Source organism: Paeniglutamicibacter sp. (assembly GCF_046714615.1).
Lineage (GTDB): Bacteria > Actinomycetota > Actinomycetes > Actinomycetales > Micrococcaceae > Paeniglutamicibacter.
Map to the genome: position 1 here is coordinate 35,700 of NZ_JBKKAP010000188.1, position 16,252 is coordinate 51,951.

Genomic DNA, 16,252 nt, shown 5'->3' on the forward strand with positions numbered 1-16,252 from the left:
CCGTGACCACCCTTGCCCTTGACGACCCGACGGCCCCGGATGTCCGGCGGCTGCTGGACGAGCACCTGGCGGACATGTTCGCCGCCTCCCCGAGGGACAGCGTCCACGCCCTTGACCACAGCGCCCTCTCCGCGCCAGAGATCACGTTCTTGACCGCGCGGGACGGCGGGACCTTGCTCGCCTGCGGCGCCCTGAAAGAGCTGGACCCCTTGCACGGGGAGATCAAGTCGATGCGCACCGCCCGGCCGGCGCGGGGTCGAGGCATCGCCGCCCGCTTGCTGGGACGAATCATGGACGAGACGCGCGTCCGCGGCTACGGGCGGCTGTATCTGGAAACGGGAAGCGACGACTTCTTTGCCCCCGCGCGCAGGCTGTATCGGCGCCACGGCTTCACGCCGTGCCCGCCCTTCGGTTCCTATGGCGCGGATCCCTACAGCGTCTTCATGGGCATGGTCCTGGCCGCATCCCCTGCCTTTCCCTTCTGGCCGCCGGGGCCGGGCATCGGCCGCTGAGCCGAGTGGGCCGGCCGTTCCGGATCGGTGGGGTGCGCGGCCGGGCAGATGCATGGCCGCAGGGGGTTGCGCCGACCCGGCGAGTACGGAACGAGGGGGTAGGTAAATCGATTTATCAGTTTCGTGTGAAGCCGTGTCGGGACGAGGCAATGTCCGCGCAACAGGCTCCGCAGCTGGTCGCCTTCGCGGTGGAAACAAGGGAACGGACCCCAGATGAGAGTATTGACCGAACTTCAGCGCCTCGGGGGCCCCGGCACTGCCGTCGCAGCGAGGAACGGGGTCGGCTTCACCTCGCTCGAGGCCTTCAGGACGGACGTGGAGCAGGGGGCAGGTACCCGTCTGCTGGTGGTACCCGGCGCCCTGGAGGGCCGGGTGATCCGGGCCGGGGAGGAACTCCAGTGGGTTCTCTTCCCCGAGGGCGCGGGACCCGTGCCCCAGCGCTGGGACGCCACGGCGGCCGCCATCGACATCGAGTTCACCGACGGAACCCGCCTCAGCGAGCTGGCGGCCACAGACCAGTACGGTGCCGGGATCGGCCCCGATGCCCAGGCCGCGGCCAAGGCCATGTGGGTCGACCAGTGGAACCGCCGCGCGGTGGGGCTGGACGCGGCGATCGGCAAGCAGGTGGCCCGGGTCCTGGCGGTCATCCGGGGATCCGAGCGCACCGACATCCGCGTCTTCTTCGACGATATCGACATCCGGGCCTCCGCCCCGGCGCCGGCCACCGCGCTGGACGCCGTGGTGACCACGCGCGGGACCCAGTCCTCGGACCGCTTCTCCCGCGGCAACAACGCCCCGCTGGTCGCCGTTCCGCACGGCGGGGTCTTCGGCCTGCCGATGACCAACGCCGCGCGCGGCAACTGGCCCTATGCCTACCATGCCGACAACCGGGCAACCGACAACAAGCCCACCATCCAGGCCTTCGCGACGTCCCACATCCCCAGCCCGTGGATGGGGGACCGCGGCGTCTTCCAGATCATGCCGAGCCCCCGGGCGGTCCCCGAAGTCTCCCGCGAGGCCCGCACCCTGGGATTCACCCACGACGCGGAGCAGGCCGGCCCGCACCGCTACGCCGTCGACCTCGAGGGCGGGGTCAGCGCCGAGCTGACCGCCGCGGCCTTCGCACTGGGCATGCGCTTCACCTTCCCCGGCGACACCGCCTCCATCATCGTCGACCACCACGGCACGGTCACCGAAATGCGCACGCGAACCGAGGGCGAAGACCTGGTCCTCGAGGCACACCTGGATGATCGCGAAAACACGCCCCCGCACTACCTGCATGTGCGCATTCCCCGGTCCGCCGGGAACCACCTGCAGTTGGTCGACGGCCGGCTGCGCGGCTACGTGGGGGCAACCCCGGATGCGCACGGGCGCGTGGATGTGCTGCTGGGAATCTCGACCGTCGACTACGCCCAGGCCGCGGCCAACCTCAGGGCCGCCGGCGGCTTTGACGCCATGCTTCAGTCCTGCCGCGCGCAGTGGGAGGACAAGCTTTCCACCCTCGAGGTTGCAGGCGCCAGCGCCGACCAGCTGACCTCGCTGTACTCGGGTCTGTACCGGCTTTTCCTCTACCCGAACCGGGCAGGGGAAACCGGAGCCGATGGCACCAAGCGCTACCGCTCGCCCTACGGGGAAGTGCTCACCGAACCGGTCCGCGAGGAACCGGGGGCCGAGATCATGGACGGGGAGCTCTCGGCCACCAACGGCTTCTGGGATACCTACCGCACGGCCTGGCCGCTGCTGGGACTGCTCACCCCGGCCGAGGCAGGCGAGCTGGCCCAGGGCTTCGTCCAGCACTTCCACGACGGCGGCTGGACCCCGCGCTGGAGCGCCCCGAGCGCCGAGGACTGCATGACCGGCACCACCAGCGACACCGTCTTCGCCGACCTGCTGGTCAAGAACGTGCCAGGACTGAACCTGGAAGAGGCCTACGCCTCGGCGGTGAAGAACGCGACGGTGCCGGCCGCGAACAAGAAGGTCGGCCGCAAGGGCATCCACCCCGGCATTTTCCGCGGCTACATCGACACCGCCACCGGCGAGGGCATGTCCTGGACGCTGGACAACGCCATCAACGACTGGGCCCTGGCCCAGATGGCAGCGCTGCTGGCCGCCAAGGCACCCGCGGGCTCGGCGGCCTCCGCACGGTACGGGGCCGAACACGAGTACTTCGCCCGCCGCTCCCTGACCTACCAGGAAGTATTCGACACCGAGCGCGGCTTCTTCATCGGCAGGAACCCCGACGGGGCCTGGCGCGTGGAAGCCGGATTCGACCCCGCGGAATGGGGCCACGACTACACCGAGACCAATGCCTGGGGCACCGCCTTCACGGTCCCGCACGACGGGGCAGGGCTGGCCGAGCTCCACGGCGGCGAAGCGGGCCTGGGGCGTGCCCTGGACACGTTCTTCGCCACCCCCGAGACCGGGGAGGAAGCCAAATCGGGGTCCTACGGGTTCGCCATCCACGAGATGACCGAGGCCCGCGACGTGCGCATGGGGATGCTGGGTCTGTCCAACCAGCCCGCCCACCACATCCCGTTCATGTACATGTTCGCAGGGAGGCACGACGACGCGCACCGGATCGTGCGTGAGGCCATTTCCCGGCTCTTCGTCGGCTCGGACATCGGCCAGGGCTACCCGGGCGATGAGGACAACGGGGAAATGAGCGGCTGGTACATCTTCGCCACCCTCGGTCTCTACCCGCTGGCGCCGGCCTCCGGCAGCTACGTGTTGGTCCCTCCGTCGGTTGAGCGTGCGGTGCTGCGCCCCACAGGGGGAGAAGCGATCACCATCGAGGTCACCAATCCCCAGGCGCACGGCAGCTACATCGAATCGCTGCGCATCAACGGCCAGGAATGGAACGAGATCTCGGTCCCGCACTCCCTGCTGGCTTCCGGCGCGCACCTGGAGTTCACGCTTTCCGCGGAGCCCACGGGCTGGGCGGCGGAAACACGTCCGGCCTCGGCCTCCGCCCTGCACGGGTTCAGCTCGCTGTTGCGCGATGCCACGGCCGGTGCGCGCGTTGTATCCGGCGTGCCCGGAGCCGGCACCCTGATTGACGACGCCGGGGCAACACCCGTGGCGCTGGGGGCGGGGGACGGCGTTCAGATCGATTTCGTTGCCGGCGCTGCCGTGGACTTGTACACGCTCACCGCAGCGGTCCCGGGCAGCCTCGGCTGGCGCATCGACCTGTTCGGCGTCGACGGGAAGCCCATCGCCACCGAGCGGCGCACCGCCGAGGAATTCAGCTGGGCAGGTCAGACCCGCGTGTTCCGGCTTGCAGCGGATCTTGGCCAGTCATCCGGTCAGGTGACCGGTTTGCGGTTCACTGCAAGCGACGCGATGACCCTGAGGCAGCTGGAGTTCTTCGCTACGGAAGCCTAGCCACCGCCTCCGGAACGCGCCTCGATCATGGCCGGCCGTCGCTCTGGCTCGGCACAGGGGAAAGCCGGGCTCGACTACACGGGCCGCGCAACAGAAGGCCGCTGAAACACGAGCAACGCGTCGGACACCAGATCGTGGGGGTATCGATCCCACACGATCCCGGTGACTCCCACATAGGTGAGGTGCTGCTCGAGCACGCGCGCGCAATCGCGGATCAAGGGAGTGGTCTGGCCCATGTGGTGGATGTCGGCCAGGTTCCACACCACGAAGCCACCGGGCACAATCGCGCGCGCACACTGGGCAGCGACGAGGCCGAGCTCGGCCAGGTAACGGCCGTAGTCTCCGTTGTCTTCCTCGTAGGCGGTGAGCGGGTCGGCCTCGTGGTTTTCCGCGGTCATGTATGGCGGGGAGGTGAGAATGAGGTCGATGCTTGCGTCGGGTTGGGGCGGGGTCATGCGGCGGATGATCCTTAACAGCTCCCGTGCGTCGCCCTCGACAATGCGCGCGCCGGGCACCCGTTGCTGAAGGTACTCCGCGCGCTCGGGCAGCAGCTCAATGCCGAGTGCTTCCCGCCCCAGCGCGACCGCCCGCTCGATGGTCGTGCCGAACCCCGCGAAGGGGTCGAACACCAAGTCTCCCGGCTTGCTGCACCGTTCAATGACGTGATCCACAATTGCTGCGAGCATGTGCACATCTTCGTCGGCGCCCGGGGGACGCTCAGCCAGAAACGTGTCGTGCAATGCGCTCAGTTGCAAATCCAGTGGGGACGTCTTGGGTGTGCTCCCGATCAATTCTTCTCCAAGTCCATCATCATGCGAAGTTTACCCGCCGAGCAGCGGCCCCTGACATTCCATGCATTGCAGAAGCCCGGAAATCGAGGCAACTTCATACGCACCGCCATCGAGTCCGCCCCGATGGCGGTGACACGAGACCCTGACTGTTGCGACAGCCTGAACCTGTCGTTTGGGGCTCTCATCGAGCCAGGTGGGCACAATGGCGGGGTCGGCTAGATCTGCCATCAATCGGCGGACTGCTGGTTGAGGCGCACAGCCCCACCCTCGCACGGCATAACTTGCCAGAACGCCCTTAAAGGGAAGGGCGCGTTGTCTTGCAGGCCTCTTGGTCTGCAAGACAACGCGCCCGTTGCTATTTCCTGGCTATTAGGCCTTGAACTTGAAGCGCAGGGTGCGCACCTCGAAGGCGGTCAACGCAAGGGCCACCGCGCCGTCGGTGAGCTCGGCAATGCCGCCTTCACCCTCGAGGGGATCCTCCAGCAGGGAGATCGCCGCGGCACCTTCCACCGGACGGTGCACGTTCACGGTGCCCTTGGCGCGGCGGCCCAGGGACTCGTAGACGCGCACGACAAGATCGCCGCTCTTGTCCCCGGCCAGCTTGACGTTGGACAACACGATGCCCTCGCCCTCGACGGTGACCAGCGGGTCGAACCCGTTGGCGCCGGTGATGGTGCGGGCGTCGCTGTTCAGCAGCGCACCGGCCTCGGTGGCCGCGGCGATGTCAGCGCCGATGACCAGGCCGTAGCGGTGCGTCTGGATGCCCTGGTCGGTTTCCGGATCCGGGAAGCGCGGGGCGCGCAGCAGCGACAGGCGCATGTTGGTCATCACGCCGGCCTCGGTGGAGTCGCGGGTGACATCGAAACCGTAGATGGAATCGTTGATCAGCGCGGCGCCGAAGCCCGGCTCCTCGGCCAGCACAAAGCGGTGCATCGAGGTCTCGAACTTCGCCGCCTCCCAGCTGGTGTTCACGTGCGTCACGCGCTTGTGGTAACCGAACTGGGTCTCGGCAATCGCGTGCTCGGCACGGATGTCCAGCGGGAACGCGACCTTCAGGAACTTCTCGGTCTCGTGCCAATCGGTGGTCTGCTCGATGTGAAGCACCTTCGAGCCGGGGGCCAGGGTCAGTTCCTGGCGCACCGCGGAGGCGGAGAAACTGCGCTCGATGAGAACGCGGGCGGTGCCGTCCTCATCGGTGGACAGCGTGAGCGAGTCCAGTTCGCGCAGGTCGGTGACCTGGTTGCGGTAGTACTTGTCCACGTCCCAGGCATCCCACATGTTCGGGAAGTCCTGGTGCAGCTGCAACAGGTTGGCCTCGGCGCCGTCGGCAATGGCCTCGCGCCCGGTGGCGTGATCCAGTGCCGAGGTGACCAGGCCCTCGGCCGAGATGGTGATCGTGACCAAGGCGTTGGACAGCACGATGCCGTCGGGCGATTCGGTGGCGGTGACCTTGTCGGTGGCCGGGGCCAGCTCGGCCACGGCGGCAGCTGAACCGGTGCGCAGGCCCGAACGGGTGAACGGCGCGGCGTTCAGCGTGATCGGGGTGGTGCCCTCGCCGACCAGCAGCGCCTGGGCCGCTGCGATGATGGCCTCGGCCGCGGCGGTGACCCGGGCGTACTGGACGACCACTTCGCGGTGCACCCAGGCGATGGAGGTGCCCGGCAGGATGTCGTGGAACTGGTGCAGCAGCACCTGCTGCCACAGCTCGTCGATTTCCTCGTGCGGGTACTCGAAGCCGGTGTACACCGCGGCCGTGGCGGCCCAGAGCTCGGCCTCCACCAGCAGGTGCTCGGTGCGGCGGTTGCCCTGCTTGGTCTGGTGCTGGGAAGTCAGCGTGGCGCGGTGCAGCTCCAGGTAGAGTTCGCCGACCCACACCGGAGGGTTCTCCAGCTCGGTCTTAGCGCGCTTGAAGAACTCGTCAGGGTGTTCCCACTTCACTTTGGCGCTGCCCTCGAGATCGGCCAGGCGGCGCGCCTTACCGGTCATCTCGCGGGTGGTGCCGCCGCCGCCGTCGCCCCAGCCCACCGGTGCGATGGAGCCGGTGGCGTGCCGGGACTCGCGGAACTGGCGCGAGGCGCGGGCCACCTCTTCGCCCGAAAGCTGCGAGTTGTAGGTGTCCATCGACGGGAAGTGGCTGAAGACGCGCGAGCCGTCGATGCCCTCCCAGTTGAAGGTGTGGTGCGGGAACTTGTTCTGCTGGTTCCAGGAAATCTTCTGCGTGAAGAACCATTCGAAGCCGGCACGACGCATCAGCTGCGGCAGCGCGGGGGAGTAGCCGAAGGAGTCGGGCAGCCAGACCCCGGCGCAGGTGACGCCGAATTCCTCGCGGAAGAACTTCTGGCCGTAGTAGAACTGGCGGACCAGGGATTCGCCCGAGGGCATCACGGTGTCGGATTCGACCCACATGCCGCCCAGCGGCAGGAAGCGGCCGGAGGCCACAGCCTCCTTGACGCGGGCATAGACCTCGGGGCGGTTTTCCTTCATCCAGGCGTATTGCTGGGCGCTGGACATGCCGTAGAGGAAGTCCTCGTCAACGCCGAGCAGCTCGACCATGGAGGAGGAGGTGCGGGAGACCTTGCGGATGGTCTCGCGCACCGGCCAGAGCCAGGCGGAATCGATGTGGGCGTGGCCCACGGCGGAGATGCGGTGCGCGGATTCGTCGGCACGCTTGGACAGCACCTCGACGAGTTCGGCGCGGGCCGCCGGTGCGGTCTCGGTGATGCGCTGCAGGTCCAGCACGTCCAGGGCGTTGTCCATGGCCTGCAGGATGCGCATGCGGCGCGGGCCCTCGGGCAGCTCGGCCTGGAGCTCGAGCAGGACCTCGAGGTCCAGCGAGAGTTCGTGGACCTCGGGCTCGAAGACCGCCAGGTCCATGCGGCGGGTGGTGTAGAGCTTGCGCGAGGAGGAGGTCTGGATGTCGCCCTCGGTGGTGGGCAGGAACGGGTGGTAGTCCAGCAGCACCGGGTTCGCGGCGGCCTCGATGAAGTAATCGATCGCCTCGCCGCCTTCGGCGGTGTCTGCGGCCGGGATCCACTGGTTGCGCGGGTTGATCGACTTCACCGTGATGCCGTCGGCGCCGTAGACCAGGCCCTCGCACTGGAAGCCTGGCATGTTCTTGTCAAAGCCCAGATCGACCAGGACCTCCACGCGCTTGCCGGCCCAGTCGGCCGGGATGGTGCCGCGCAGGCGGAACCAGGTGGTGCCCCAGGCGGCGCCCCAAATGGTACCGACCGAATAGTCGGTGTATTCAAGGCCCATGGCCTCGGCCGGGGCGATCGGCTCGCCGGGCAGTTCGTTCCACGTCACGGACATCGGCAGGGAAACGGGGTGGATGGCCGGGCGGATGCGTTCCTCGAGGACCCGCTTGACGCGTCCGAGGGTCAAGGGAATGTCGTCATGCATGAATGCCTTTCGCCGGACCGCGGCCCGGAGGGGGATAGATCTGTTGTGAAAAGAAGGCTGGGGGGTCGCACGGCCCGACGGGCCGCAGGTCAGATGGTGCTGCCGGCTGAGACATCCCGGGGATTCAACACGGTGGTGATCCCGCGGGCCGCCAGGAAAGCGGCGTCGCTTGCTTGTGATGCAAGAATAACCGACGGGCGTGCCCCATCCATGGCAAGGGCCATCCATGCCTCGAAGAAGGCCCCGCCGGGCTCGCAGGTCGCACGTCCCGGGGCCAGGGTCTCGTCGCCGACATCCAGCACCAGGGCGGTGCTGCGCCGCGCGGGAGCTGGCGCGATGCGCGCCTGCGCCGCCATGGCCGCAAAGGCGTGCCCCTGCGGCTTGACGCCGCGGTCGTTGCCGATCAGGCCCAGCGAGTATTCCAGGGACGGGAAGTCCGCCAGCGCGGTGTCCACGTCGTGGGAGGACCACCAGGTAACGCCCCAGAGGTTCTCGGTGTCCAGTGCGTACCTCAGCGATCCCTCGAGGAACGCAGGGGCGTCCTCGGCCAAGACGTGCGGCGCCGGCGCACCGATTTCCTGTAGCCAGATGGGGCGTTTCGGGTCATCCGACCAGCCTCGGCCCAGCTCGATGAGGTACTCGGCCAGGCGCAGGGATTGTTCGCTCATGCCACCGTAGAGCTTGGAGGTGCCGTTGAAGATCCACGAATGCACCGTGGTGGAGTGGCCGCGGCGCGCGGCCAGGGCCGGGGTGAAGCTGTGGTCCCCGCCGAACCAGCACATGTCGTATTCGGAGTGGTGGTGTTCCAGTCCCGGGGCTCCAGCCTCGCAGGCCGCGAGCATGGTGGTGATCCAGGTGTCGGCCTGGGCCACGGTGAGTTCGTTGCGTCCGGGGTGCAGCGGCGAGGCGAACTGGCTGAACTCGTTGCCGATGCTCATGCCCAGGAAGTTGGGGCGACCGGCCAGGGTGGAAGCGATGGCTTCCAGGTAGGCGGATTGCCCCTCGATCACGAGTTCCGAGGTGAAGAGGTTTTGCTGGTGCCAGGTCTGCGCCCAGGCAGGAACGTAGTCAAAGGAGGAGAGATGGCCCTGCAGCCCGTCGACGCTGACATCCAATCCGCGTTCCGCGGCCGCGTCGACGACGGAGGCCAGGTCCGCCAGCGCCTGCGGGCGGATGAGGCTGCGGTTGGGCTGGAAGACCGGCCACAGGGCAAAGGCGCGGATGTGGTCGACGCCCAGTTCCGCGATGCTGTCCAGGTCGCGGGAGACCTGGTCGATGTCGAAGTCGAGCCAGTGGTGGAACCAGCCGCGGGTGGGGGTGTAGTTCACGCCGAAGCGTAGCGGAGCCCCGCCACGCTGCATGGCCGGGGTGTCGGCAGAAAAATCCTGGAGAATCCTGTTGCGCAATGGGTGCCCTGTTCTGGGTGAAGGACGGTCAAGTGGAGACATCGCGGGTTCCAAGGGTGGAGCGGCAGCGGCGGCACGTCACCGGGCATGGTCATGCCCCACCCAAAAACTTATACGATTTAGTAAGAACCGTACACGGGCCATCAGGAATCTGTAAAGGGAGCCTTACCCGTCGCGCCGGTTGGGCCCGGCGGTGCTGCCCCGAACCGTTAGCGTGGGGGCGGTCGCCGCAATGTCCAGCGGCATGTCCTTGCCGGAAATGATCTCCAGCAACGTGCGGGCCACCTGCTCCCCGAGGGCGAAGGTGTCGCGGGTCAGGGACGTGATTCCCGGGTAGACCAGGCTGGTGAGCGCCGAGTCGTCAAAGGCGACAATCGAGACGTCCTCCGGCACGGAAACGCCCATTTCCCGAGTCACCCCGGAACCCGCGACGGCCATGACATCGCTGTCGTAGACGATGGCCGTGGGCCGGTCCTTGCGCTGGGACAGGATCCGCCGGGTGATCGAGGCACCCTGTGAATCGCTGAAGTCGGTGGGGTAGGAAACGGCTGATTCCAGGCCGAATTCCTCGATCGAATCCTGCACCGCGGCCATGCGGCGCTGGGTGTGCAGGAAGCCGGGAATGCCCGCAACGTGGGCGATCCGGCGATGGCCCAGGGTGGCCAGGTACGACATGATCGTCATCATGGCCTCCCGGTCATCGGTCCACACGGCCGGGATGCTGCGGTGTTCGGTGGGCCCCCCAAGCAGGATCGCAGGCATCTGCTGGGCCTCCAGCACGGGAATTCGAGGGTCGTTCTCCTGGAGGTCAATCAGGATCCAGCCATCGACGCGGTGTTCGTTCCACCAGTGCTTGTAGGTGCGGATTTCCGCCTCGGTGTCCTCGACGATCAGCATGTGCAGGGCGATCTCCGACTGCGAGAGGCCGGCCTGGATGCCGGAAATCAATTGCGCGAAGAACGGTTCGACGCCCAGGGTCCGGGCGGGGCGGGCGATAACGAACCCTACGACGTCGCTGCGGGCATCGCGAAGGGCGCGCGCTGCATTGTTCGGACGCCATTGCATCTCATCGGCGATGCGCAGGATCCGGGCGCGGGTTTCCTCGCTGACGCCGGGTCGCCCGTTCAGGGCAAATGACACGGCCCCACTCGAAACGCCGGCTTGGCGGGCGATATCGCTGATGGTGGTGCGCTGTCTAGCCATGTTTGTCGCGTCCTTCGAAAATCATTCTCACCGATTAGTAGCGGTGGGCCCCGAGTTTTAGTGGTTTTTTAGCTTGTTTGCTTATCCAACCATAGAATTGCGTGTGGATTAAGCCTTGACAGTCTCTGTGTGGTGTGGAAACTTTACTCAAGAGCTATACCGATTTACCACGAAGTATTCCACCGTAGGTGTTCTAGGTGTCCTTGGCCATTTGCCAGTCGCCTGACGTGTTTAAATAGGAGATCCCCCTCATGCGACGACGCATATCGCTGGCCCTGGCCACATCCGCGGCATTGCTGGCCCTGACCGCCTGCACGGGTGGCGGCGGGCAGGCCGCACCGGTACAGACCGGCGGTGGCGAAATCACCGGCGAAGTCAGCCTCCAGACCTGGTCGCTGACGCCGAAATTCACCGACTACCTCAACGAGACGGTCGCGGCATTCGAGAAGGAATATCCCGGAACCAAGGTCAAGCTCATTGACCAGCCGGGCGACGGCTATTCCGACAAGGTGCTCACCCAGGCCGCTTCCGGCACCATGCCCGACGTGGTCAACCTTCCGCCGGACTTCACGTTGCCACTTGTCGGACAGAAGATGCTGCTGGACGTCTCCACGGTCGATCCGACCCTTGAACAGACCTACGTCCCCGGATCCCTGGCGGCCTACCAGTTCCGCGGTTCCGAGGGCACCTACGCCTTCCCGTGGTACCTGAACACCGATGTGAACTATTGGAACACCGACAAGTTCGAAAAGTGCGGACTGGACCCGGCCAAGGTTCCGGCGACGACCGCCGAGCTTTTCGAGCAGGCAGAGGTCATGCACGAGGCCTGCCCCAAGGAATACCTGCTCAGCCGCAAGCCGGGCCTCGGCGACCTGGCCCTGTCCGGTACCCCGATCCTGAGCGCTGACGGAACCAAGTTCGAGTTCAACACCCCTGAAGCCGCGGCGCTGGTCGACCAGTACGCCCAGGCCTTCAAGAAGGGCCTGATGCCCTCCTCGGTTCTCTCCAGTGACTACCTGGGCAACTCCTTGCTCTTCACCAAGGGCGAAGTCGCCTGGACCACCGGCGGTGCCACGTCCATCCCGGACTTTGAGCGTGACAACCCCAGCCTGAAGGGTTCGGTTGTTGCCAGCCCGGCCCTGGACATCTCCCCGCTCTACGCGCAGGGCCTGGCGGTCTCCGCCAACTCCAAGAACCAGGCCACCGCCGTGGCGCTGGCGAAGTGGATGACCAACGCCGAGAATCAGGCAGCGTTTGCCCACCTGGTCAATGTCTTCCCCTCCACCATCGAATCGGCCAAGGACCCGTTCTTCTCCAAGAGCAACGGAACCGCCGCCAGCGATGCCAAGGTCATTGCCTTCAAGGCACTTGAGACGGCGAAGAACATGCAGCCCTACGAGGTGAACAGCGCCATGAGCGACTACGCCGGACAGCAGATCGCCCTGGCCATCCGCGGCGACATCCCCAGCCAGGAAGCACTGGACAAGGCAGTCAAACGCCTCAACGAAATGCTCGAACGCCAGAAGTAGCAGCGTCCACCCGATGGCGGGCCCGCACCCCGGGGCCCGCCATCGGAAGCACTTGCCCTATAAGAAAGTCTGCACACCATGAAGACTAAAAGCTGGATCAGCCCCTGGCTGTTCGTCGCCCCCGCATTGGTTTGGCTCGGAGTATTCAGTTTCTGGCCGTCCATCAACACCATTATTCTGGCGTTCACCAACGCCAAGCCGCTCGGCGGGGATGTGGAATTTGTTGGGCTCAGCAACTTCTCATACATGTTCCGTGACCCGCAGCTGATGAATGCGCTGCTCAACAGCCTGGTCTTCATGCTCGTCTGCCTGCCCCTGCTGACCATCCTGCCGCTGCTGATCGCCATGCTGCTGGAAAAGAAGATGAAGGGCATTGCCTTCTTCCGCACGGCCTTCTACACCCCGGTGATCGCCTCGGCCGTTGTCGTGGCGCTGATCTGGACCTGGCTGCTGGACGAGCAGGGCATGGTCAACAACCTGGCCCAGGCCCTGGGCATCATCACCGAGCCCATCCCGTTCCTGACCGACCGCTGGCTTGTCATCTTCAGCGCCATCAGCCTGACGGTGTGGAAGGGACTTGGCTACTACATGATCATCTACCTGGCAGCCCTGGCCAACGTCAGCAAGGACCTGCACGAGGCAGCCGCCATGGACGGAGCCGGACCGATCCGCCGATTCTGGTCCGTCACGGTTCCCGGGGTGCGCAACACCATGGCCCTGATCGCCGTGTTGGTCTGTGTATCGGCACTGCGCGTCTTCTCCGAGCTTTACATCCTCACCGGCGGCTCCGGAGGACCCGGCGGCGAGTCGATGTCGATCGTCATGTTGATCCAGCAGTACGCCCGCGGCTTCGCCGGCGACCTGGGCTACGCCTCGGCCCTGAGCCTCCTGCTCTTTGCCGTGACCCTCGTGCCGTTGCTCATCCTGGGCAAAATCAACAAGAAGGTGAACGAGTAATGAGCGCCCCCAACAGCACCCTCGAAGAAACCCGGAACGCACCGGCCGCCACGGACACCCCCGTAAGCAAGAAGCCGGGGCGCAAGCCCCGGCGCGGATTCAGCAGCATCGGGACCATGTCCCCGACCGAGAAGTGGATGCGCTACGTCCTGCTGGTCGTCGTCCTGCTGATCTGCGTCGGACCGTTCCTGTGGGAGTTCTCCACCTCGCTCAAGGGCCCCGACGAGGACATCTACACCGATGTCCCCTCGTTCTTCCCGGCCAACCCCACGATCGACAACTACATCCGGGCCTTCATGGCCGTGCCGATCTTCTCCTTCATCGGAAACTCCCTGTTCGTCGCCGCGGTGGGCGTCACCGGCAACATCGTCTTCGCCACGCTGGCCGGCTACGCCCTGGCCCGCCTGAAGTTCCGCGGCTCCAAGATCGTGCTCGGCCTGTTGCTGGCTTCGCTGATCCTGCCCGGCGAGGCAACCATCGTTTCCCAGTTCCTGCTGGTCAGCGAGCTCGGCTTGGCCGACACGCTGATGGGTGTGGCCCTGCCGGGCATGGTCGCTCCGCTGAACGTGCTGCTGATGTACAACGCCTTCCGCGTCATGCCCGAGGAACTGGACCAGGCCGGGGTCATCGACGGCGCCAACGCCTGGCAGCGGTTGTGGCACATCGGCGTCCCCTCGGTGAAGGGAACCATCGCCGTGGTGGCGATCTTCTCCTTCATCGGCGCGTGGGACGACTTCCTGTGGCCGCTGATCGTGCTGACCACCCCGGAAAACTTCACCCTGACCATCGGGCTGCAATACCTGGCCGGAACCTTCGCCACCGACCAGCGGCTCATTGCCGCCGGTGCGATGATCGCCTTCATCCCGATCGCCATTGTCTTTGCCCTCCTCCAGCGCCACTTCTTCAAGGGCGTCGAGGAAGGCGGAGTCAAGGGCTAGGCAAGTAGCTCTCCGTTCCAAACCGGGACCGCCACACAAAGTGGCGGTCCCGTTTTCCAACCAAAGGAGTTAGACCACAAATGTCACCGAAGCAAAGCCTCGGGCGGATCACCGCCATCGCCTCCACCGCACTGCTCGCCGGAACCCTGGCCCTGGCCGCCCCGCTGGCCGCCAACGCCGGGCAAGCGGCCCAAGCCCCCGCAGCAGCCACGCAGCAGTCGGCACCGGCCGAAGGCACCGAAAACCGCCGCACGGTCCTGTACTACCAGACGCAGTACCACGAGGGTGCGTACGTTTCCCCGCTGCCGATGGTCCAGCGCCAGACCGGCCTGACCGACCTGATCGTCGGGGCCATCCACGTCAACGAGACGCCCGGGGAGATCCGGCTGAACGACGACCTTCCGGCCGACGCCAAGTTCGACACGATGTGGGACGAGCTCGGAACCATGCAGGATCACGGCGTCGATGTCATCGGCATGCTGGGAGGCGCCGCCCGCGGCACCTTCGACCGCCTGGACCTGGACACCTTCGACACGTACTACCCGCACCTGCGCGACCTGGTGGAAACCTACGGGCTGGATGGCCTGGACCTTGACGTCGAGGAAGACATGTCGCTTCCCGGGGTCATCAACCTCATCGACCAGCTGAAGGCCGACTTCGGCGAGGACTTCATCATCACCCTGGCCCCGGTGGCCACCGCCCTGAAGGGAGGGACCAGCATCTCCGGGTTCAACTACGATGAGCTGTACGCCGCACGCGGGGCGGACATCGAGTGGTTCAACACCCAGTTCTACTGCGGCTGGGGCACCCTGGAAACGACCGCGGGCTACGACGCCATCATGGAGTACGGCGTGTACCCGGCAGACAAGGTTGTTGCCGGAACGATCACCGATCCGAGCCTGTGCAGGGGGTTCGTGGAGGTGGACACGTTGGCCAAGACGGTCAACGAGCTGAGCAACAAGTACCCGGGGTTCGGCGGGGTCATGGGGTGGGAGTACTTCACCTCCCAGCCCGGCGGCACCGAGAAGCCCTGGAAATGGGCAGAGATCATCACCAAGGCGATGCGCTAGCATCACGCACGACAGGAATCCTCATGAGCAATCCCCGGCAGAGACCGCTGGCCCTGGTGGGCCTGGACATCGGCGGAACCAAGACGCACGCCATGCGCTGGAGCGGTGATGTGCAGCTTGCCGAGGCCAAGAGCGGCAGCGCCAACGTGCAGAACGTCAGTGCCCAGATGGCCAAGGCGAACATCGCCGAGGTGTTCGCCGCACTCGGGGCCGGGCACATCGACCGGGTCGTTGCAGGTGCCGGCGGCATCGACACCGAGGCGGACGCCGAGTCCCTGCGGGCCATGATCGCCGTCCATGCCCCGGGCGCCGAGATCCTCGTGGTCCACGACACCCGGCTGATCCTGGCCGCGGGCCGGGCCTCCACCGGCCTGGCTGTCATCCTGGGAACCGGTTCGGCGGCCTGGGGTGTCAATGCCGAAGGCAGGGAAGGCCGGGCCGGGGGATGGGGGTACCTGCTGGGAGACGAAGCCAGCGGCTACTGGATGGGGCGCGAGGCGGTGCGCCACACGCTGCGCGAGTTCAACCGGGGACAGGAACCGGGCGAGCTGGGCCGCCGCGTGCTCGCTGCCAACAACGTGGAATCGCCGGACGAACTGATTGCGCTGTTCCACGGTGACACCGACCGCCGCTACTGGGCCCAGCAGTCCCCGCTGGTCTTCGAGGCCCTCGCGGCCGGGGACCCCGACAGCGCGCTGATCGTTGAGGAGGCGGTGGCGCACGTGTGCCGGATGCTCGGGGACCTCTCGGCCCTGCTGGAAACCCGGGGACCTGTCATCATCGGCGGCGGAGTGGGAACGCACCAGCCCGTCTTCCAGGGGAAGCTGCGGACGGCACTGGGTGCCCTCGGCCTGCTCGACATCCGCTTCCTGGATCTCGACCCGGTGGAAGGGACGAAGTTCATTTCCGATCTCAGTCCCTTGCCCGCAATATCCACCTAGTGTCCTGCGCCAGAAATTCGCTTCCTAATTGTAAAATGGTGTCATGGGAAGCACCGGGAGGCCGAAGGTACCGCTGGAATTGACGGATGGGGAGCGCGAGACGCTGACGCGTTGGGCGCGGC

Annotated in this window: 11 protein-coding genes; 7 read left to right on the forward strand and 4 right to left on the reverse strand. The window is 66.2% G+C overall.

Features of this window, described 5'->3' with window-relative positions; genetic code table 11:
• The first annotated feature begins 2 nt into the window (after positions 1–2).
• Complete coding sequence (locus ACLQ7E_RS22250; protein WP_411734766.1) at positions 3–512, forward strand: GNAT family N-acetyltransferase; 510 nt, start codon at positions 3–5, stop codon at positions 510–512.
• 213 nt (positions 513–725) lie between these two features.
• Positions 726–3,893, forward strand: coding sequence for a GH92 family glycosyl hydrolase (locus tag ACLQ7E_RS22255; protein ID WP_411734767.1), 3,168 nt, complete (start codon positions 726–728; stop codon positions 3,891–3,893).
• Between the two features lie 74 nt (positions 3,894–3,967).
• On the opposite strand, the gene ACLQ7E_RS22260 is transcribed toward ACLQ7E_RS22255, so the two are convergent.
• The 4 genes from ACLQ7E_RS22260 to ACLQ7E_RS22275 all read right to left on the reverse strand — a co-directional run bounded on the left by ACLQ7E_RS22260 (position 3,968) and on the right by ACLQ7E_RS22275 (position 10,695).
• Positions 3,968–4,684 carry a DNA methyltransferase gene (locus ACLQ7E_RS22260; RefSeq protein ID WP_411734768.1) on the reverse strand — a complete coding sequence of 239 codons (717 nt, stop codon included), beginning with the start codon at positions 4,682–4,684 and terminating at the stop codon, positions 3,968–3,970.
• Between the two features lie 369 nt (positions 4,685–5,053).
• Complete coding sequence (locus ACLQ7E_RS22265; protein WP_411734769.1) at positions 5,054–8,086, reverse strand: alpha-mannosidase; 3,033 nt, start codon at positions 8,084–8,086, stop codon at positions 5,054–5,056.
• An 89-nt stretch (positions 8,087–8,175) separates the two neighbouring features.
• The gene (locus tag ACLQ7E_RS22270) at positions 8,176–9,492 is read right to left on the reverse strand and encodes a glycoside hydrolase 5 family protein (RefSeq protein ID WP_411734770.1); all 1,317 of its coding nucleotides are present in this window, start codon (positions 9,490–9,492) and stop codon (positions 8,176–8,178) included.
• A gap of 165 nt (positions 9,493–9,657) precedes the next feature.
• The gene (locus ACLQ7E_RS22275) at positions 9,658–10,695 is read right to left on the reverse strand and encodes a LacI family DNA-binding transcriptional regulator (RefSeq protein WP_411734771.1); all 1,038 of its coding nucleotides are present in this window, start codon (positions 10,693–10,695) and stop codon (positions 9,658–9,660) included.
• A gap of 251 nt (positions 10,696–10,946) precedes the next feature.
• Here ACLQ7E_RS22275 and ACLQ7E_RS22280 point away from each other — a divergent pair, with 251 nt between their 5' ends.
• From ACLQ7E_RS22280 to ACLQ7E_RS22300, 5 genes are all read left to right on the forward strand, one after another.
• Positions 10,947–12,224, forward strand: coding sequence for an ABC transporter substrate-binding protein (locus ACLQ7E_RS22280; RefSeq protein ID WP_411734772.1), 1,278 nt, complete (start codon positions 10,947–10,949; stop codon positions 12,222–12,224).
• A 78-nt stretch (positions 12,225–12,302) separates the two neighbouring features.
• Positions 12,303–13,181 (forward strand): carbohydrate ABC transporter permease, encoded by an 879-nt coding sequence (locus tag ACLQ7E_RS22285; protein WP_411734773.1) that lies wholly within the window; start codon positions 12,303–12,305, stop codon positions 13,179–13,181.
• Entirely contained in the window at positions 13,181–14,119 is a 939-nt protein-coding gene (locus ACLQ7E_RS22290) for a carbohydrate ABC transporter permease (RefSeq protein ID WP_411734774.1), read from the forward strand. Before ACLQ7E_RS22285 ends, ACLQ7E_RS22290 begins: the two co-directional genes overlap by 1 nt.
• Positions 14,120–14,199: 80 nt before the next feature.
• Positions 14,200–15,189, forward strand: coding sequence for a glycosyl hydrolase family 18 protein (locus tag ACLQ7E_RS22295; protein ID WP_411734775.1), 990 nt, complete (start codon positions 14,200–14,202; stop codon positions 15,187–15,189).
• 23 nt (positions 15,190–15,212) lie between these two features.
• The gene (locus ACLQ7E_RS22300; protein WP_411734776.1) at positions 15,213–16,130 is read left to right on the forward strand and encodes an N-acetylglucosamine kinase; all 918 of its coding nucleotides are present in this window, start codon (positions 15,213–15,215) and stop codon (positions 16,128–16,130) included.
• Positions 16,131–16,252 lie beyond the last annotated feature (122 nt).